Source organism: Streptomyces sp. NPDC088246, from assembly GCF_044741025.1.
GTDB lineage: Bacteria > Actinomycetota > Actinomycetes > Streptomycetales > Streptomycetaceae > Streptomyces.
Genome location: NZ_JBIURV010000030.1, coordinates 21,297 through 38,511 on the forward strand (window position 1 = coordinate 21,297; position 17,215 = coordinate 38,511).

Genomic DNA, 17,215 nt, shown 5'->3' on the forward strand with positions numbered 1-17,215 from the left:
ACGGTCTCGCCCGGGCCGTTCGTTCAGTCCTGCCGGTCGTGCGGCGCGCGACCGGCAGGGCGGTTCCTTCAGCCGGGCTGGTTCTTCATACCGGCCACGGCCCACTTCGCCTCCTGGGCCGGTTCGCCGATGCCCGCCTTCACTGCCGGTTCCGGTGGTCGTGGCCCTGCCACAGACCGACAACTCCCGCGGACACAGGCGCCGCAGGTCAGGGCAGCGTGGGCTGGAGCAGATCCCAGCGATTGCCGTACAGGTCCTCGAAGACCGCCACCGATCCGTATGTCTCGTGCCGCGGCTCCTCCAGGAACCGCACCCCGGCGGCCAGCATCCGGGCGTGGTCGCCCGCGAAGTCCTCGGTGTGCAGGAAGAAGCCGACCCGGCCGCCCGTCTGTGTGCCGATGCTCGCCCGCTGCGCCTCGTCCTTGGCGCGGGCCAGGAGCAGCCCGGTCCCCTCCGTGCCGCGCGGACGCACGACCACCCAGCGCGAGCCGTCGCCCCGGTCGGTGTCCTCCACCAGCTCGAAGCCGAGGGCGTCCGTGTAGAAGGAGACGGCTTCGGCGTAGTCGCGGACGACCAGGGTGGCCAGGGCGATGTGCGGCATGGGATTCCTCGGACGGGGCGGGCAATGGAGCGGTGAGCCAGTTGGTTATACGTAACACTACCTGCCGCTGCGGGAACCGCACAGTCCGTACCGCTGCGGGTGCGCCGGCTCGTCGACCGGCATGTGCGGTTCGGCAAGCCCCGGCCGTACGCGGAGCAATGGGTGGCCGGGGCCGACGAACCCAACGCACGCCTGGTCGAACGGGGCCGCGCCCGCGCCGGCCTCGTCGTACGGCTGCACCCGGAAACCCGACCGTTCCTGACCACCGTCGGCGGTGGAAGCCGCCGACAGGACTCACTCCTGCTCACCACAACGCACTTCGGCTCAGTAAACCGACAGCAGCTCGTGACCCCCGCTCGCGTGGACGGGCACGTACGGGCAGGATGCTGTATGCCGTGTCGCGTCGCCAGGAGGTCCGCATGTCCAGCCCGAACCAGCCCGTACCGTTCACCGCCGACGACTACCGGGCCCGGATGACGCGTGCCGCCGAGAGCGCCGCCGAGGCCGGGCTCGCGGGAGTGCTGGTCGCCCCCGGACCCGATCTCGTCCACCTCACCGGCTACCAGCCCGTGAACACCGAACGCCTCACCGTCCTCGTCCTCACACCGGGCCAGGACCCGGTCCTGGTCGTCCCGGTCCTGGAGGCCCCGGACGCCGAGAAGGCCGTCGGGGCGCCCGCCCTCACCCTCCGGGACTGGACCGACGGCAAGGACCCGTACGCCGTCACCGCCCCGCTGCTCGACGGCCGGGGCCGGTTCGCGGTCAGCGACAACGCCTGGGCGATGCATCTGCTCGGGCTGCAGCGGACGCTTCCGGACACCTCGTACGTCTCCCTCACCGAGGCCCTGCCGATGCTGCGCGCGGTGAAGGACGCCGCTGAGCTGGAGCGGCTCGCGGCTGCCGGGGTCGCGGCCGACGCCACGTACGGCGAGATCCTCAAGGTGCGCTTCGCCGGCCGCAAGGAGACCGACATCGCCGCCGATCTGGCCGGTCTGCTCAAGCGGTTCGGGCACTCCCAGGTCGACTTCACCGTCGTCGGGTCCGGCCCGAACGGCGCCAACCCGCACCACGAGGCGGGCGACCGCACCATCGAGCAGGGCGACATGGTCGTGCTCGACTTCGGCGGTCTCAAGCACGGCTACGGCTCCGACACCTCCCGTACGGTCCATGTCGGCGAACCCACCGCCGAGGAGCAGCGGGTCCACGACATCGTGCGGGAGGCCCAGGAGGCGGGCTGCAACGCGGTCCGGCCCGGCGTCGCCTGCCAGGAGATCGACCGGGCGGCCCGCGCCGTCATCACCGAGTTCGGCTACGGCAAGCGCTTCATCCACCGCACCGGCCACGGGATCGGCGTCACCACCCACGAACCGCCGTACATGATCGAGGGCGAGGAGCAGCCGCTGGTGCCCGGCATGTGCTTCTCGGTGGAGCCGGGCATCTATCTGCCGGGCCGGTTCGGTGTCCGGATCGAGGACATCGTGACCGTGACCGAGGACGGTGGCCGACGCCTCAACAGCACCGCGCGCGAACTGGCGATCGTCGAGTAGCGCCCGGCCCTGACGGTCCCGGTCGCTCAGCCGCTCCAGGGGAGTCGCTCATCCGCCCCCACACCTTGGTCGCGATGACGAGGCCGTCGCGGTTTCGCCCCTTGAGCCAGTGGCCGAGCACATCCTCCGAGCCACCGCGGTCGTACATGTCCGCCGTGTCGATGAAGGTGCCGCCCGCCTCGGTGAAGGTGTCGAGGATGCGGTGGGCGGCCACTTCGTCGCCCGTCCTGGCGAACGTCATGGTGCCCAGGCACAGTTCGCTGACGCGCAGTCCTGTCCTGCCGAGAAAACGCTGTTTCATGGCCATGACCGTACGAGTTGGAGCGCACCCGAAGGCGAGGGCCTTACCGCGCGCCCCGGAGATCAGTCGTCGGCCAGCACCACGCAGGACTCCGGCGGCAGGTGCAGCAGCCCGTCGCCGCCCGGGGTCTCCACCGGCTCCCACGCGGCCACGACTCTGCCTCCGGCTCCGCGGCGCCGGCCGCCGCCCAGCGGGATCGTGGCCGGCTTCTCGCCGAGGTTGACGGCGATCCGCAGATCTCCCCTCCGGTATGCCAGCCAGCGCGCCTGTTCGTCGTGGGCGGCCCGCACCGACGCCAGGTCCGGGTCGGAGAGGTCGGGCAGGGTGTGGCGCAGTGCGATCAGCTCGCGGTACCAGGCGTGCAGACGGGCGTGCGGCTCCTGAGCCGGTTCGCTCCAGTCCAGGCAGGAGCGGTTCCGGGTGGCCGGGTCCTGCGGGTCCGGAATGTCGTCCGCCGCCCAGCCGTGCGCCGCGAACTCCCGCCGCCTGCCGGCCCGGACCGCCTCGGCGAGCGCCGGATCGGTGTGGTCGGTGAAGAACTGCCAGGGGGTACGGGCGCCCCACTCCTCGCCCATGAACAGCATCGGGGTGAAGGGCCCTGTCAGGACGAGGGCCGCGGCGCAGGCCAGCAGACCGGGCGAGAGCGTGGCGGAGAGCCGGTCGCCCAGTGCCCGGTTGCCGATCTGGTCATGGGTCTGGGCGTAGCCGACGAAGCGGTGGGCCGGGGTGCGGGCGATGTCGACGGGGCGGCCGTGGGTGCGGCCGCGGAAGCTGGAGTACGTGCCGTTGTGGAAGAACGCGCTGGTCACGGTCTTGGCCACGGCGGCCAGTGGGGCGGCGGCGAAGTCCGCGTAGTAGCCCTGGGACTCACCGGTGAGCGCGGTGTGCAGGGCGTGGTGGAAGTCGTCGTTCCACTGGGCGTGCAGGCCGATCCCGCCCGATTCGCGAGGTGTCGTCGTCCGCGGGTCGCAGAGGTCGGACTCGGCGATCAGCGAGAGCGGACGGCCGAGTTCGGCGGCGAGCGCGTCGGTCGCCGTGGACAGCTCCTCCAGGAAGGTCAGCGCCCGCGTGTCGGCCAGGGCATGGACCGCGTCCAGCCGCAGTCCGTCGAGCCGGTAGTCGCGCAGCCAGGCGAGCGCGCTGCCCAGCAGATACGCCCGCACCTCGTCCGAACCGGGCGCGTCGAGGTTGACCGCCGCGCCCCACGGTGTGTGGTGGGTCTCGGTGAAGTACGGGCCGAAGGCCGGGAGGTAATTGCCGGACGGGCCGAGGTGGTTGTGGACGACGTCCAGGACGACCGCGAGTCCGAGACCATGAGCCGTGTCGACAAAACGCTTGAGCCCGTCCGGGCCGCCGTACGGCTCGTGCACGGCCCAGAGCGACACCCCCTCATACCCCCACCCGTGGGTACCGGGGAAGGGGCAGACCGGCATCAGGGACACATGGGTGATGCCCAGTTCGGCGAGATGCCCGAGCCGGGCCGCCGCGGCGTCGAAGGTGCCCTCGTCGGTGTACGTACCGATGTGCAGCTCGTACAGGACGGCGCCCGGGAGCCCCCGGCCCGACCAGTCATCGCGCCAGGTGTACGCCGAGTGGTCGACGACGGCGCTCTCGCCGTCCGGCCCGTCCGGCTGACGGCGCGAGCGCGGATCGGGCAGCACGGGCCCATCGGCCCCGTCGTCCGCGCCCCCGTTCAGCACGAAGCCGTAGCGGTCCCCGTCCGACGCCTCCGCCTCGGCGGTCCACCAGCCGGCCCGTACGGGATCACGCCCCATGGCCCGCAGCGCACCCGCCAGCCGCAGTTCGACCGAGTCCGCATCCGGTGCCCATACCTCGAACAGCATGCAACGCTCCTCGTCTCCTCGCCCCCGTGCCCCATGGTCGGCATCAGCCGCGACGACTGACTCGCGACACTGGATCGAGCCCGTTACTGGCGATTAAGGTCTGGTTCTGATCACTGCCCCGCCAGGTTCTGCTCAATACGCGCTACTCAATACGCACTCCCTCTTACGGCTGTGGAGGCCGAGATGAATGTGCCGTCGTTCCCGCCCGGTTTCCTCTGGGGAGCCTCCGCCTCCGCGTTCCAGACCGAAGGGGCGTCCGACACCGACGGCAAGGGCCCCTCCGGCTGGGACGCCTTCGCCGCACAGCCCGGACGGATCAAGGACGGCACCGACACCACCCGCGGGACCGGCTTCCACCAGCACTACCGCGAGGACGTCGCCCTCCTGGCCGGCCTCGGCGCCGACGCCTTCCGGTTCTCCGTCAGCTGGCCGCGCGTGGTGCCCGGTGGCAGCGGACCCATCAACCCGCAGGGGCTCGACTTCTACGACCGCCTCGTGGACGAACTCTGCGCCCACGGCATCACCCCGGCCCCCACCCTCTACCACTGGGACACCCCGCTCCCGCTGGACGAGGCGGGCGGCTGGCTCAACCGGGACACGGCCTACCGCTTCGCCGAGTACGCGGGCATCGTCGCCGAGCGCCTCGCCGACCGCGTACCGATGTGGATCACCATCAACGAACCGGCCGAAGTGACGATGCTCGGCTACGCCCTCGGCGAGCACGCACCGGGCCGCACCCTCCTCTTCGACGCCCTGCCCGCCGCCCACCACCAGCTCCTCGCCCACGGCCTGGCCGTCCGCGCCCTGCGCGGCGCGGGCGCCGACAACATCGGCATCGCCGTCTCGCACACCCCCGTCTGGACCGCCGGGGACTGTGACGAGGACCGCCTGGGCGCGCAGCTGTACGACACGATCACCAACTGGATGTTCGCCGACCCGATCCTCACCGGCCGCTACCCCGACGAGAACTTCGCCGCGCTGATGCCGGGCCCGGTCGAGGACGATCTGTCGACCATCTCCACCCCGATCGACTGGTACGGGGTCAACTACTACAACCCCACCCTTGTCGGTGCCCCGAACACGGAAGCCCTGGAATCCTTCTCCGGCTTCGAGATGCCTGCCGAACTCCCCTTCGGTATCCGCGAGATAGAGGGCTACGAGAAGACCGACTTCGGCTGGCCCGTCGTCCCCGACGGCCTGCGCGAGACCCTCGTCCAGCTCCACAGCCGCTTCGGCGACCGGCTTCCGCCGCTCTACATCACCGAGAACGGCTGCGCCGTCGACGAGCCGGCCCGGGACACCCGCCGGATCGCCTACCTCGAAGGACACCTGAAGGCCCTGCGGACGGCCATCGACGCGGGCGTCGACGTCCGCGGCTACTTCACCTGGTCGCTCACCGACAACGTCGAATGGACCGAGGGCGCCAGCAAGCGGTTCGGCCTGGTCCACATCGACTACGAGACGCTGCGCCGGACGCCCAAGGACTCGTACGCCTGGTACCGCGATCTGATCCGTGCGCAGAAGACCGGCACCGGCGGCTCAACTCACTGACCTGATCCGCCACACCAGCACCCCGCCCACCACCGTTACCACGGTCGACGCCAGATACAGCCCGGCATAGCCACCCGCGTACGCCACGATCGGCGCGGCCAGTGCCGGGCCGAGGACCTGCGGCGCGGAGTTGGCGATATTGATGACCCCCAGGTCCTTCGCCCGGTCGACGGCCGTCGGAAGGACCTGGGTGATCAGCGCCTGGTCGACCGCCACATAGATGCCGTAGCCGAGCCCGAGCACCACCGCGGCCGCCATCGCAGCCGGCCAGGTGTGCCAGAACGTCAGCAGCAGCGACCCCGCCGCCATCACCATCGAACAGGCGCTGACCATCATCTTCCGCTTTCCCAGACGGTCCGAGACGATCCCGCCCGCCACCGCCGTCACGGCCACACCACCGGTGTAGAGCAGCGTCAGATACAGCACGCCCAGGTCCGGATCCGGGTAATGCACCGCGTCCTTGAGGAAATACAGCAGATAGAGCGTGCCGATCGCATTCCCCAGCTGGACCAGGAAACGGGTCAGCCACGCCCACCCGAAGTCGGGATGCAGCCGCGGACTCACCCAGAAGTCCCTCAGCCGGACCACCGGCCCCCGCACCCCGGGCCCGAGCGGGTCGCGGGTCATCAGGACGAACGGCAGCGCACACAGCACCACGAGCCCCGCAAGCACCAGGTAGCCCGAACCGGTCCCCGTCACCGCCACCGACACCAGCAGCACCCCGAAGACCAGCCCCAGCGTCTGCGGTATCCCGATGAACCCCGACACCGCCGCCCGCTGCCGTACCGGCACCTGGTCGGGAACCACCGCGCTGGTGCCCGCCAGCATCGTGTTCAGCCCCAGTTGCGCCAGACACCAGCCGAGCGCCACCCCGACCACCGTGGTCTGCGCCGCCGTCACCGCCAGACCCACCGCGCCCACCAGCGCACCGCCCAGAATCCACGGATGCCTGCGGCCGAACCGTCCGCCCGTACGGTCCGACAGTGCGCCCGCGACCGGGTTGGCGATCACCGCGACCAGCGCCCCGGCCCCGGTCGCCCAGCCGAGCGCGACCTCCTTGCCGGACGAGGCCAGATCGTCGATCTGCTCCGCGAGCAGCACCTGGATCGGGGTGAGAAAAGCCATGTACAGGCCCAGATTGGCCAGCATCAGACCGCCGATCCAGCCACCGCCGACGCGGCGCTGCGGTTCCGTACGGGGATCGTCCAGAATCATCGGCCGCTCGCCATCAGCTCGTCAGGGTCCGGCAAGGTGCCCCGGAGGTGCCCGGATCTTACGAACGACCCCCTGTGTGATCAATACTTCGCGCCATGGTTGCTTCATGGTGGTCCCGGGCCCGACTGGGGATCTTTGTGCACTGGACGCCCGCCTCCGTACCGGGCTGGGCCCCGCCGTACGTCCCCGCGGACGAGCTGCCCCTGGCGGGCCGCCGCTCGCCGCTGGGCTGGACGTCGTACGCCGAGTGGTACGAGAACGCGCTCCGCTTCCCCGACAGCCCCGTCTCCGCCCACCACCGCGCGACCTACGGCACCCGCCCGTACACCGCCTTCGGGGGCGACTTCAACGACGCCCTGGAGACCTGGGACCCCGCCGCCTGGGCCCGCAGCTTCCGCGCCGCGGGCGCCCGCTACGCCGTCCTCGTCACCAAGCACCACGACGGCTTCTGCCTCTGGCCCTCCGAGGTCGGCAACCCGCACCGCGCCGGCTGGCACACCTCGCGCGATGTGGTCGGTGAATTCGCCGAAGCCGTACGGGCCGAGGGCCTGCGCTTCGGCGTCTATTACTCCGGCGGCCTCGACTGGACCTTCGACGACCGGCCCATCGGCACCGGCGCGGACACCGTCTCGGCCGTCCCGCGCGGCAGCTACCCCGCGTACGCGGGCGCCCAGATACGCGAACTGATCCGCCGTTACCGCCCCGACATCCTCTGGAACGACATCGCCTGGCCCGGCTCCCGCACCGACGTCCAGCGGCTCGTGGAGTACTACCGCTTCACCGTCCCGCACGGAGTCGTCAACGACCGGCTGTTCCCGTACGCACCGATGTGGCGCGCACTGCGACTCCCGGGCGCCAAGGCCCTGTACGACCGCTGGGAGCGACGCACCATCGCCCAGGGTGAAGGCTTCGTCCCGCGCAAACCCCCGTACTACGACTTCCGTACGCCCGAATTCGCCCGCTACACCGGCCCCGGCCCGTACGAGATCACCCGTGGCATCGACCACAGCTTCGGCTACAACCGCAACTCCCCGGCCGAGGCGTTCCTCGGCCGGGACGCGCTGGACTCGCTGGTACGGGAGACGGCGTCCGCGGGCGGAAATCTGCTGCTCGATGTGGGGCCGCGCGGCGAGGATGCGACGATCCCCGCCGAGCAGCAGCTCCGCCTGGACTGGCTGGCGGAACTCACCGCTGAACTCACACCGGATGGATGCGTTCCTGGCTGATGCGATGGCCGGCCCGGGCGAACGCGACCGCCATCGGCGCGTTGCCCCGGTCGGTGGCGCCCGCGATGAACTCGGCGCCCTCAGCGGCCAGGAAGTGGGTGCACTCGGCGAGCAGGTCGTACCCGTGGGCCGGGCCCGGCCCACCATGCGGCCCGGGCAACGACGAGACCGTCGCGCAGGGCGATCCAGCTCTACTCCGGGCGGTACTCGCCGCCGTTGCGCAATGTGACATACCGGTTCCCGAAGGCGGCGCGGCCGACGAGATCACGGCCTTGCAGGGTGTGGAAAAGATGTGCGTTGCTCTCGGTGAGCGCGCGGATGACCAGATCGGTCGTGGAAGAGTCCTCCGGAAGAAGCGATGCGCTCCCGGTCGGACCGAAACCGGAACCGCCCGGCGAACGGGACGGGAGCGCGGGAATGAAGTGGTACGGATACGCACTGTTCTCGCCTCCTGCGTGGGTCCTCGGGCGGGTGGTCACCGTAACCGGCAGTCCGGCGGACCGTCCACCGGATCAATCCCAGACCATGTCGAAGGAGCGCTCGAAGTTCACATATCCGAGGCGCTCGAAGGACTTGGCCATCGGGACGTTGCCGAGGTCGGTCGAGGCCCGGATCCGTTCCACGCCGTCCTGTGCGGCCAGCACCCTGGTCCCCTCGGCGAGGATGTCGTCGATGTAGCCGTGACCGCGCAGGGCGGGCAGTACACCGATGTAGGCGATGACCGGGTTGTAGTTGTTGCGCGCCGGGATCACGAACCCGACGGGTTCACCGCCCGGGAGTTCGGCGATGCGCCACCACTCGCGCGGTGTCGGGTACGTCGCCAGCTCCTCGTCGTAGTGCTTCTCGGCGGCCTCGCGGGCGCCGAGTCCGGATGCCAGGTCGGCCCGGCCGTGGGCATCGAGGGTGCCCTCCATCACCGGTGTCATCAGCGCGAGGAGATCCTCCCGCCCGTCGACCGGGCGGAACCGCAGCCGGCCGCTGTCGGTGGGGACCGGCGTACCGGCGCGCCATTCCAGGCGCAGCCGTTCGACCAGCATCCGCGCACCGGAGCGCTCCATGACCCGTATCCGGGCCTCGACGACATCACGGGCCGCGGGGTCCTCGTGCCAGTCGGCCGGTACGAAGCGTCCGTACTCGGGCCGTGGGGCACCGGCCGGCACGACCGCTGCCGTCGCCGCCTCCAGCAGTCGCAGGCCCGCCTCGCCGCGTTCGGGCTCGGGCAGGGTGTCGTCGAGGTCGAAGAAGTCGAGGAAAAGGGGTACGTCACCGTCCCGGCTCCACCAGGCGATCCGAGCGACCACGCGTTCGCCGCGCAGTGCCACCCACATCCACTCGGGACGACGATGCCCGCTCTCCAGGTCCTCGGCGAGCTCGTGATCGAGCACGTAAGAAAGTCGGCGGAAGAGTGCGAGCTCCTGCGGACCGGCGAGCTGACGGATGGTCAATACCTGTGGTGCATGGGTCACAAAGTCTCCTTGAGGCGCGCAGAAGGCATGCGGCGATCGACGGGCGGCCTGCGGCGGGAGAGAGTAGCAACGTCTTCCCGGCACTGCTCAGAAATTCCGGAGCAGGTGTTCCGTGCAGGTCAGGAGGGCGGAATGCGAGCTTGTTCTGGACACTCCGGGGCGGTCGGCCCGACAATTGGCTCCGTGACATCCCCCTTCGAGTTCCACACGTATCCCGCGCGGCTGTCCGACGCCCAGCGCGACCGTGTTCTCGGCGTGCTCAGAGACGGTGCGGCGCAGGGCAAGCTGTCCCACGACACCTTCATGCGACGTATGGAACTGGCCCTCACCGCCCGGCGCTCGGAGGAGCTGGAGGCGCTCACCGCCGACCTGGAGAGCGAAGACCGCTGGTCACGGCGGATACTCCGGGTCGTGAGCGGAGTATCCGGCTTTCCCGGCCGGGTGCGCCGGGTCTGGCAGACCGAACGCCTCCCGAAACTCCTGCTCCCCACTCCCAGCCCGTACCCCCTGATGATCGGCCGCGATCCGGGCAACGGGCTGCGGCTCAACCACGAGACCGTCTCCCGGCTCCATGCGGAACTCACCGCGCAGGGCGGCCGCTGGCTGCTGCGCGACCTCGGCTCGACCAACGGCACCTGTGTCAACGGACAGCGGGTCACGGGTACGGTCCCGGTCCGCGACGGGGACCAGGTGAGCTTCGGACGGATGAGCTTCCGGCTCTCCGCGCCCGTCCTCGGGCCCCCTGCCTGAGAGCCTGTCGGGTGGCCTCCGACCGGGCGGCCACGTCCTGGCACGCACGCTTCCCGCGTTGTCGTCAGTCACCGACTCCCCCATAGCTGAAGGCATGGGGGGCCCTTCGCGTCGACTCCCTCCTCCGCCTTGGAATCGCACGCACCAGACCGCGTCCGCTATCCGATCGGAGGTCACCCGACAGGCTCTGAGCCGGACGGCAGGCCCGGCGACGCGGCAGCAGGACTGCTGATGGAGACCGCGGCCGGCGAGGGTGAAGAAGGCTTCGCCGACCGCCCCGGAGAGCGTCGGACGGTCGTGGCCGTCCAGCACGGCCGCACCCTCCGTGCCGAGCTGACCGGGGCCGCCGCCGCGTTCACGGATCGGAGTCTCCTGGCCGTTCCGCCCCCCCGGTCGCCCACGGACTGGGACCCGGCCAGACCGGGTGCGCCGTCGCCACCCGGACGGCCGTACACCGAATGCGCAACGCCCCCGTCGGTGATCCGCTGGTGAGGAACCGCGCCGCACACCGGCGCCCTTACGCCCCGGGGGTACCGATGCAGGCCGACGCGCCCGAGGGCATACCCGCACCGGACCCCGGCCGCCGGGCCGGCCGGACGGCGCGCGGATCCCGCCCCGGCACCGGCCCCAGCCTGCTCGCACCCGGCGCCGCACACGACCCGTACCGGCTCTACCGCATCCTGCGCGAGGAATACCCGCTCAGCTACGACGCGCCCCTGGGCGCCTGGCTGGTCAGCCGGTACGCGGATGTGACCACGGCCCTCAGCGACCCCCGGTTCACCGGGTTCCCGCACGACAGTGCGCCCCGCGGCGGCCCCGCACCCCTCGGACTCTGCCACGGCAGCACCCTGTGCACGCCCCGCAAGCAGCGCAGGGCCGCGACCGGTTCAGTACCACGTCACCTGGCCGAGCGGATCGAGCGCACCGCCTACGTGCTGGCGCACCGCATCGCAGGCCGCCAACAGGCCGACCTCGTAGAGGAGTTCTGTCGCTGGCTGCCCGCCGGTTCCGGAGCCGAGGCGCCCGCCCGCCCGTACGCGACCCGGCTGCCCCGCACCGGACCGGGAGGCACCGCCACCACACCCTGCACCCGGCACACCGGCCTCCGCGAGACCGCGCTCGCCTCCTTCCTCGCCAACCTGCTCGACGTCCCCGACCTCCTGGCCGCGCTGCGCATCGAACCCGCCCTGGCCGTCCGGGCCTGGACGGAGTCGCTGCGCCGTGACCCGCCCGTCCAGGTCGTGCTGCGCCGCACCGTCACCGATGTCACCCTCAGCGGGGGCACGCTGCCTGCCGGGGCACCCGTCGCCTGTCTGGTCGGCTCGGCGGGCCGCGATCCGCAGCGGTTCTGTGCACCCGACCTCTTCGATCCCTTCCGCCACGACCAGGGCCGGTCCCTCACCGGACCGGCGGGCTGCCCGGCCGTCGAGCTCGGCCGGCTGGAGGCCCAGCAGGGCCTGCGGGCCCTGCTCGACGCGATGCCACGGCTCCGCTGGGCGGACGGATTCCGCCCGGCCGGCACGGGGGTGCTCACGCGCGGTCCACGGGCCCTTCTCGTCCGACCCGGCTGAGCAGCGCCACCGGACGTTCCGCGAAGAGATCGGCGAGCGCGACCGTGGCCCCGGTGAACTTCCGGCCGGGCGCCAGCAGATCGGTCCACGGTCCGTCGTCCGGCAGCGTCAGCTCCGTCCCGCGCCAGCCGCCCGACTCCGCCAGTCGCAACGACAGCCTGGTCACCGCGGTGACCACCTCGCCCGAGCGGCAGAAGGCCAGACAGTGCGCGGCCGCCGGGCCATGGGCGCTCAGCGGGGCGTACGTACCCGACTCGTCGAACACCGCCGGCCGTTCGCGCCGCAGCCGCAACACCGCCGCGGTGAGCTCCCCCTTCTCGCTGAAGGCCCCGTCCCCGGACGGGTGACAAAACGGCCGCCGGTTGTCCGGGTCGACCAGCGCCAGGTACTCCCGTTCCGTGCCCTGATACAGATCAGGCACACCCGGCATCGTCAGCTGCACCAGCGCCGCGCCGAGCACATTGGCCCGTACGTAGGGGTCGAGCGTGCCCGCGAAGCGCTCCAGCGCCTCGCGCACCGGACCGTTGCCGGCGGCCGGTCCCGCCGCGACGAAGTCCGTCATCGCCCGCTCGTACGCCGGATCGGGCTCGGTCCAGCTGGTGGAAAGACCCGACTCGCGGACCGCCTTCAGCAGTGCGGGCTCCAGCCGGCCCGCCATCTCCCGGACCGGCAGCTTCACGCAGCCGAAGGCCGTCTGCCAGGCCTGCCAGGCGAACTGCGCATCGGGAGCGGTCGCGGGAGTCACCCGCCCCAGCTCCACCAGCAGCCAGGACCACTGCTCCGGGCACTGGGTCAGCACCGCGATCCGGGCCCGCACATCGGCGCTCCGCTTGGTGTCGTGCGTGGTCAGCGCCGTGCCGGTGGCCGGCCAGTCGCGCGCCAGCCGGGCACAGAACGCATGGAACTCCTCCGGCGTCACCGCAGGGTGCGCGGGATCGCCGCCCACCTCGTTCGCCGAGATCAGTGGTACGTACCGGTAGAACGCCGTGTCCTCGACCGACTTGGCGCGCAACGCCGCCGCGGTCTGGGCGAACCGGGCACAGAACGTCGCCCGGTCGGGCCCCTCGCCCAGCCGCCCCATTGCCAGATCCCGCACGACCTCGACGGCCGAGGCCTCCTCCGGAACGGAGAACACCGCCTCCGCATCCCGTACGGCCGCATCCGGGAGCGTCGTCTCAGCCGTCTCTGTGCGGGGCCCGCCGGGTGTCACATACGGGCGGTAGACGGGTACGCGTACAAGAAGTTCACACACGGCGGTGTGCAGCGTCCACGGTGCATGGTCGCGCAGCGCGGGGTCCTCGGCGCAGATACGTACGGCGAGCCGGGTCAGCAGCCCGGTCTCGGCGGCCAGCTCATGCGTCACCACCCGGTACGCGGCCCGGCGGACGGTCGACGTCCAGTCACCCCCGCGGGCCCCGGCGGGCCCCGCGTACTCCCGGTAGCGGCCGAGCAGCTCCGCGGCGCCCATCGGATCGACGAAGAGGCCGTCGATCCGGTGCAGCGCGTCGTACCCGGTCGTCCCCGCGACGGCCCAGCCCGTGGGCAGCGGCTCGGTACGGCTGAGGATCTTCTCCACCACCGTCCACCGCCCGTCGGTCGCCGCCGAGAGCCGCTCCAGATAGGCCGCAGGATCGGCGAGCCCGTCGGGGTGGTCGACGCGCAGCCCGTCGACCACCCCGTCCCGGACCAGTTCGAGGATCTTGCCGTGCGTGGCGGCGAAGACCTCGGGGTCCTCCACCCGCACCCCGATGAGGTCGGAGATGGTGAAGAACCGCCGGTAGTTCAGCTCGGTGCGGGCCAGCCGCCACCAGCCGAGCCGGTAGTGCTGGGCATCCAGCAGCTCGGGCAGCGGCAGATGAGCGGTGCCGGTCCGGAGCGGGAACTCCTGCTCGCCGTAGCGCAGCACCTCCCCGTCGACCCGGAGCCTGTCGATCTCGTCGCCGATCCGCCCGGCCAGCACCGGCAGCAGCACCTTGCCGCCGCCCGCCTCCCAGTCGATGTCGAACCAGTGGGCGTACGGGGACTCGGAGCCCTCGCGCAGCACCTCCCGCAGTGCGTGGTTGTGGCGGGGGACCGCGGCCATGTGGTTCGGCACGATGTCCACGACCAGTCCGAGACCGTGCTCATGCGCCGTGCGGGCCAGCTCCCGCAGTCCTTCCTCACCGCCGAGCTCGGCGCGTACCCGGCTGTGATCGACGACGTCGTAGCCGTGTCTGGAGCCGGGCACGGCTTCCAGGACCGGGGACAGATGCAGATGGGAGACGCCGAGCGTGGCGAGATACGGCACGGCGTGACCGGCGGCCGCGAACGGGAAGTCCGGCTGGAGCTGCAGCCGGTAGGTGGCGGTGGGCGTCATGCGCCGTTACGTACCCAGCCTGCGGGCTCCTGTGTCACCGAACGCCGCAAAGGGCTCGACCGGCGGTGTCGTCGAGTCAACGGCCGGGCCGGAAGCCCGGACCCAGGAGGGTGCTGAAGATCTTGGCCGGGCTCGCGACGCCCGGCACGCACATCTGCGGCGTTGCCGAAACGCCCTGATAGATCCTTCCCCGAGTTCTCAGCTTCGTTCGAGCAGGGGAGACCCCATTCGAGTACGCTCCGGCGCCTTGCAGTTGCACGCACCGAACGCCGCTCCCTGATCCGGCCGAGATCTGCAGCGGCCCGCCTAGGCGGGCCGCTGCAGCACCGCCATGCTCCGCCCGACCAGCGTCACCCGTTCGCCCGCCGACACCTTCGGCCCCGAGCGGGGAAGAACCCCGGTGGGGCGCGCTGTGTCGACCACCACCATCCACTGCCGGCCGTGATTCACCGGAACGGAGAACTCCAGCGTGTCGGCGCTCGCGTTGAACATCAGCAGGAACGAGTCGTCAGAGATCCGTTCGCCGCGCGGCCCCGGCTCCGAGATCGCATGGCCGTTGAGGAAGACCGTCAGGGCCTTGGCGTGCGCGGCCTGCCAGTCCCGTTGCTTCATCTCGCCGCCCTCGGGTGTGAACCACGCGATGTCCGAGAGCTCGTCGTGTGTGCCCTCGACAGGACGGCCGTGGAAGAACCGGCGGCGCCGGAAGACCGGATGGTCGCGGCGGAGCCAGACCATTGCCCGGGTGAACTCCAGCAGACTGCTGCCGAGACCGTCCCCTTCGGCCGGATCGGTCTCGTCCACATCGTCCGTCGCTGCCTCGGCCGGGTCGGGCCAGCGCACCCACGACAATTCGTTGTCCTGGCAGTACGCGTTGTTGTTGCCCCGCTGCGTACGCGCGAACTCGTCGCCGTGGCTCAGCATCGGCACGCCCTGCGACAGCATCAGCGTGGCGATGAAATTCCGCATCTGCCGTTCGCGCAGCTCCAGAATCTCCGGCTGGTCCGTCTCGCCCTCCGCGCCGCAGTTCCAGGACCGGTTGTGGCTCTCGCCGTCCCGGTTGCCCTCGCCGTTCGCCTCGTTGTGCTTGTCGTTGTACGAGACCAGGTCGTGCAGCGTGAATCCGTCGTGGCAGGTGGTGAAGTTGATCGAGGCGAGCGGCCGCCGGCCGTCGTCCTGGTACAGGTCCGACGACCCCGTCAGCCGCCCGGCGAACTCGGCGAGGGTCCGCGGCTCGCCCCGCCACAGGTCCCGCACGGTGTCCCGGTACTTGCCGTTCCACTCGGTCCACAGCGGCGGGAAGTTCCCCACCTGGTAGCCGCCCTCACCCACGTCCCACGGTTCGGCGATCAGCTTCACCTGGCTGACCACCGGGTCCTGCTGCACCAGATCGAAGAACGACGACAGCCGGTCGACCTCGTGGAACTGCCGGGCCAGGGTGGCCGCCAGATCGAAGCGGAAGCCGTCCACATGCATCTCCGTGACCCAGTACCGCAAGGAGTCCATGATCAGCTGCAGCACGTGCGGCGAGCGCATCAGCAGGGAGTTCCCGGTTCCCGTGGTGTCCATGTAGTACCGCTGGTCGTCCGCGAGCCGGTAGTACGAGGCATTGTCCAGGCCCCGGAAGGAGAGCGTCGAACCCAGGTGATTGCCCTCCGCGGTGTGGTTGTAGACCACGTCGAGGATCACCTCGATACCGGCCTGATGCAGCGACCGAACGGCCTGCTTGAACTCCAGCACCTGTTCACCGCGGTCCCCCCAGGAGGCGTACGCGTTGTGTGGGGCGAAGAAACCGATGGTGTTGTAACCCCAGTAGTTGGCCAGCCCCGCGTCCACCAGCCGGTGGTCCTGGACGAACTGGTGAACCGGCATCAATTCGATCGCCGTGACGCCCAGTTCGGTCAGATGGGCGATCACCTCCGGATGGGCCAGCCCCGCGTAGGTGCCGCGCAGTTCCTTCGGCAGCCCCGGATGGAGCATCGTCAGACCCTTCACATGGGCCTCGTAGATCACCGTGCGGTGGTAGTCCGTACGGGGCCGCCGGTCGTCGCCCCAGTCGAAGTACGGGTTGACCACGACCGAGGTCATGGTGTGCGGCGCCGAGTCGAGATCGTTGCGCGCGTCGGGCCGGCCGAACGGATAGCCGTACACCGCCTCGCCCCACCGGATCTGCCCGGCAACGGCCCTGGCGTACGGGTCGAGCAGCAGTTTGGCCGAATTGCAGCGGACGCCGCGCTCCGGCTCGTACGGCCCGTGGACCCTGAATCCGTACCGCTGACCGGGCATCACCCCGGGCAGATAGGCATGGCGGACAAAGGCATCGGTCTCCCTGAGCTCCACCGCCGTCTCGGAACCGTCGTCGTGCAGCAGGCACAACTCGATTCGGTCGGCGGCCTCCGAGAAGACCGCGAAGTTGGTCCCGGCGCCGTCGTACGTGGCACCGAGCGGATACGCCTGTCCCGGCCAGACCTGCATAGGTTGACTCTTCCACTTCTGATCCGGGTGCCTGGGGCTTGCGGGCTGCTTGAGCCAGATCTTCCCCGAAAGAGGTGCGGCTACCTAGGACGTCGCGCGGTCCGGTCAACATCGGGCCTCTCCGTGTCGCCCGGATCCGGGATCCGGGGACCTGAGCCGGTCGCAGGCCCGGTACAGGGCCGCGGACGGGGTGCTTAATCACTATGAATCCGCTCACTACGGCAGATCTTGCCGCAGGGAACGTCCCTGTGTCATAGGGGAGTTGAGGAAGCAGCCTGTGCATCCGGCTGCACCGGCTCCCGCTCGCGGAGTACC

At 70.7% G+C, this 17,215-nt stretch carries 14 protein-coding genes and 2 pseudogenes; 7 read left to right on the forward strand and 9 right to left on the reverse strand.

Going from position 1 to position 17,215, the window contains the following annotated elements; genetic code table 11:
* Positions 1 to 208 precede the first annotated feature (208 nt).
* The gene (locus ACIPEK_RS32630) at positions 209 to 601 is read right to left on the reverse strand and encodes a VOC family protein (RefSeq protein WP_402003572.1); all 393 of its coding nucleotides are present in this window, start codon (positions 599 to 601) and stop codon (positions 209 to 211) included.
* A 96-nt stretch (positions 602 to 697) separates the two neighbouring features.
* On the opposite strand from ACIPEK_RS32630, the pseudogene ACIPEK_RS32635 reads away from it, so the two are divergent.
* Positions 698 to 838 (forward strand): annotated as a pseudogene (locus ACIPEK_RS32635) (nucleoside/nucleotide kinase family protein); the annotation flags it as partial.
* Positions 839 to 1,020: 182 nt separating this feature from the next.
* The gene (locus ACIPEK_RS32640) at positions 1,021 to 2,148 is read left to right on the forward strand and encodes an aminopeptidase P family protein (RefSeq protein WP_402003575.1); all 1,128 of its coding nucleotides are present in this window, start codon (positions 1,021 to 1,023) and stop codon (positions 2,146 to 2,148) included.
* On the opposite strand, the gene ACIPEK_RS32645 is transcribed toward ACIPEK_RS32640, so the two are convergent.
* Positions 2,111 to 2,449: an aldo/keto reductase gene (locus ACIPEK_RS32645; protein WP_402003578.1), complete on the reverse strand. Its 339-nt coding sequence runs from the start codon at positions 2,447 to 2,449 to the stop codon at positions 2,111 to 2,113. The two genes, ACIPEK_RS32640 and ACIPEK_RS32645, sit on opposite strands and share 38 nt — an antisense overlap.
* A gap of 62 nt (positions 2,450 to 2,511) precedes the next feature.
* Positions 2,512 to 4,293 (reverse strand): malto-oligosyltrehalose trehalohydrolase, encoded by a 1,782-nt coding sequence (gene treZ, locus ACIPEK_RS32650; RefSeq protein WP_402003581.1) that lies wholly within the window; start codon positions 4,291 to 4,293, stop codon positions 2,512 to 2,514.
* Positions 4,294 to 4,476: 183 nt separating this feature from the next.
* Here treZ and ACIPEK_RS32655 point away from each other — a divergent pair, with 183 nt between their 5' ends.
* A complete protein-coding gene (locus ACIPEK_RS32655; RefSeq protein ID WP_402003584.1) occupies positions 4,477 to 5,844 on the forward strand; it encodes a GH1 family beta-glucosidase in 1,368 nt (455 codons plus the stop codon).
* Here ACIPEK_RS32655 and ACIPEK_RS32660 read toward each other — a convergent pair.
* Positions 5,833 to 7,059 (reverse strand): MFS transporter, encoded by a 1,227-nt coding sequence (locus ACIPEK_RS32660; protein ID WP_402003587.1) that lies wholly within the window; start codon positions 7,057 to 7,059, stop codon positions 5,833 to 5,835. The genes ACIPEK_RS32655 and ACIPEK_RS32660 overlap by 12 nt on opposite strands.
* Before the next feature lie 95 nt (positions 7,060 to 7,154).
* Here ACIPEK_RS32660 and ACIPEK_RS32665 point away from each other — a divergent pair, with 95 nt between their 5' ends.
* Positions 7,155 to 8,285, forward strand: a complete 1,131-nt coding sequence (locus ACIPEK_RS32665; RefSeq protein WP_402003590.1) for an alpha-L-fucosidase — start codon at positions 7,155 to 7,157, stop codon at positions 8,283 to 8,285.
* On the opposite strand, the gene ACIPEK_RS32670 is transcribed toward ACIPEK_RS32665, so the two are convergent.
* The 3 genes and pseudogenes from ACIPEK_RS32670 to ACIPEK_RS32680 all read right to left on the reverse strand — a co-directional run bounded on the left by ACIPEK_RS32670 (position 8,257) and on the right by ACIPEK_RS32680 (position 9,751).
* Positions 8,257 to 8,445 (reverse strand): hypothetical protein, encoded by a 189-nt coding sequence (locus tag ACIPEK_RS32670; RefSeq protein WP_402003729.1) that lies wholly within the window; start codon positions 8,443 to 8,445, stop codon positions 8,257 to 8,259. The two genes, ACIPEK_RS32665 and ACIPEK_RS32670, sit on opposite strands and share 29 nt — an antisense overlap.
* A pseudogene (locus ACIPEK_RS32675) lies at positions 8,417 to 8,611 on the reverse strand (GNAT family N-acetyltransferase); the annotation flags it as partial. The pseudogene ACIPEK_RS32675 and the gene ACIPEK_RS32670, both read right to left, overlap by 29 nt.
* 186 nt (positions 8,612 to 8,797) lie before the next feature.
* Positions 8,798 to 9,751 carry a GNAT family N-acetyltransferase gene (locus ACIPEK_RS32680; RefSeq protein WP_402003593.1) on the reverse strand — a complete coding sequence of 318 codons (954 nt, stop codon included), beginning with the start codon at positions 9,749 to 9,751 and terminating at the stop codon, positions 8,798 to 8,800.
* A gap of 183 nt (positions 9,752 to 9,934) precedes the next feature.
* Between ACIPEK_RS32680 and ACIPEK_RS32685 the strand changes: the two genes are divergently transcribed.
* From ACIPEK_RS32685 to ACIPEK_RS32695, 3 genes are all read left to right on the forward strand, one after another.
* Positions 9,935 to 10,501, forward strand: coding sequence for an FHA domain-containing protein (locus ACIPEK_RS32685; RefSeq protein ID WP_402003596.1), 567 nt, complete (start codon positions 9,935 to 9,937; stop codon positions 10,499 to 10,501).
* Positions 10,502 to 10,732: 231 nt separating this feature from the next.
* Complete coding sequence (locus tag ACIPEK_RS32690) at positions 10,733 to 10,993, forward strand: hypothetical protein (RefSeq protein ID WP_402003599.1); 261 nt, start codon at positions 10,733 to 10,735, stop codon at positions 10,991 to 10,993.
* Positions 10,994 to 11,037: 44 nt separating this feature from the next.
* Entirely contained in the window at positions 11,038 to 12,072 is a 1,035-nt protein-coding gene (locus ACIPEK_RS32695) for a cytochrome P450 (protein ID WP_402003708.1), read from the forward strand.
* On the opposite strand, the gene treY is transcribed toward ACIPEK_RS32695, so the two are convergent.
* Complete coding sequence (gene treY, locus ACIPEK_RS32700; protein WP_402003602.1) at positions 12,032 to 14,428, reverse strand: malto-oligosyltrehalose synthase; 2,397 nt, start codon at positions 14,426 to 14,428, stop codon at positions 12,032 to 12,034. The genes ACIPEK_RS32695 and treY overlap by 41 nt on opposite strands.
* 306 nt (positions 14,429 to 14,734) lie before the next feature.
* Entirely contained in the window at positions 14,735 to 16,900 is a 2,166-nt protein-coding gene (gene glgX / locus ACIPEK_RS32705) for a glycogen debranching protein GlgX (protein ID WP_402003605.1), read from the reverse strand.
* Positions 16,901 to 17,215 lie beyond the last annotated feature (315 nt).

Bases quoted from the DNA above. Each gene is read 5' to 3' on its own strand.
- ACIPEK_RS32660 (WP_402003587.1), bottom strand. From the start codon at position 7,059: ATGATTCTGGACGATCCCCGTACGGAACCGCAGCGCCGCGTCGGCGGT.
- ACIPEK_RS32690 (WP_402003599.1), top strand. From the start codon at position 10,733: ATGGAGACCGCGGCCGGCGAGGGTGAAGAAGGCTTCGCCGACCGCCCC.
- ACIPEK_RS32665 (WP_402003590.1), top strand. From the start codon at position 7,155: ATGGTTGCTTCATGGTGGTCCCGGGCCCGACTGGGGATCTTTGTGCAC.
- glgX (WP_402003605.1), bottom strand. From the start codon at position 16,900: ATGCAGGTCTGGCCGGGACAGGCGTATCCGCTCGGTGCCACGTACGAC.
- ACIPEK_RS32630 (WP_402003572.1), bottom strand. From the start codon at position 601: ATGCCGCACATCGCCCTGGCCACCCTGGTCGTCCGCGACTACGCCGAA.
- ACIPEK_RS32645 (WP_402003578.1), bottom strand. From the start codon at position 2,449: ATGAAACAGCGTTTTCTCGGCAGGACAGGACTGCGCGTCAGCGAACTG.
- treZ (WP_402003581.1), bottom strand. From the start codon at position 4,293: ATGCTGTTCGAGGTATGGGCACCGGATGCGGACTCGGTCGAACTGCGG.
- ACIPEK_RS32640 (WP_402003575.1), top strand. From the start codon at position 1,021: ATGTCCAGCCCGAACCAGCCCGTACCGTTCACCGCCGACGACTACCGG.
- ACIPEK_RS32695 (WP_402003708.1), top strand. From the start codon at position 11,038: ATGCAGGCCGACGCGCCCGAGGGCATACCCGCACCGGACCCCGGCCGC.
- treY (WP_402003602.1), bottom strand. From the start codon at position 14,428: ATGACGCCCACCGCCACCTACCGGCTGCAGCTCCAGCCGGACTTCCCG.
- ACIPEK_RS32655 (WP_402003584.1), top strand. From the start codon at position 4,477: ATGAATGTGCCGTCGTTCCCGCCCGGTTTCCTCTGGGGAGCCTCCGCC.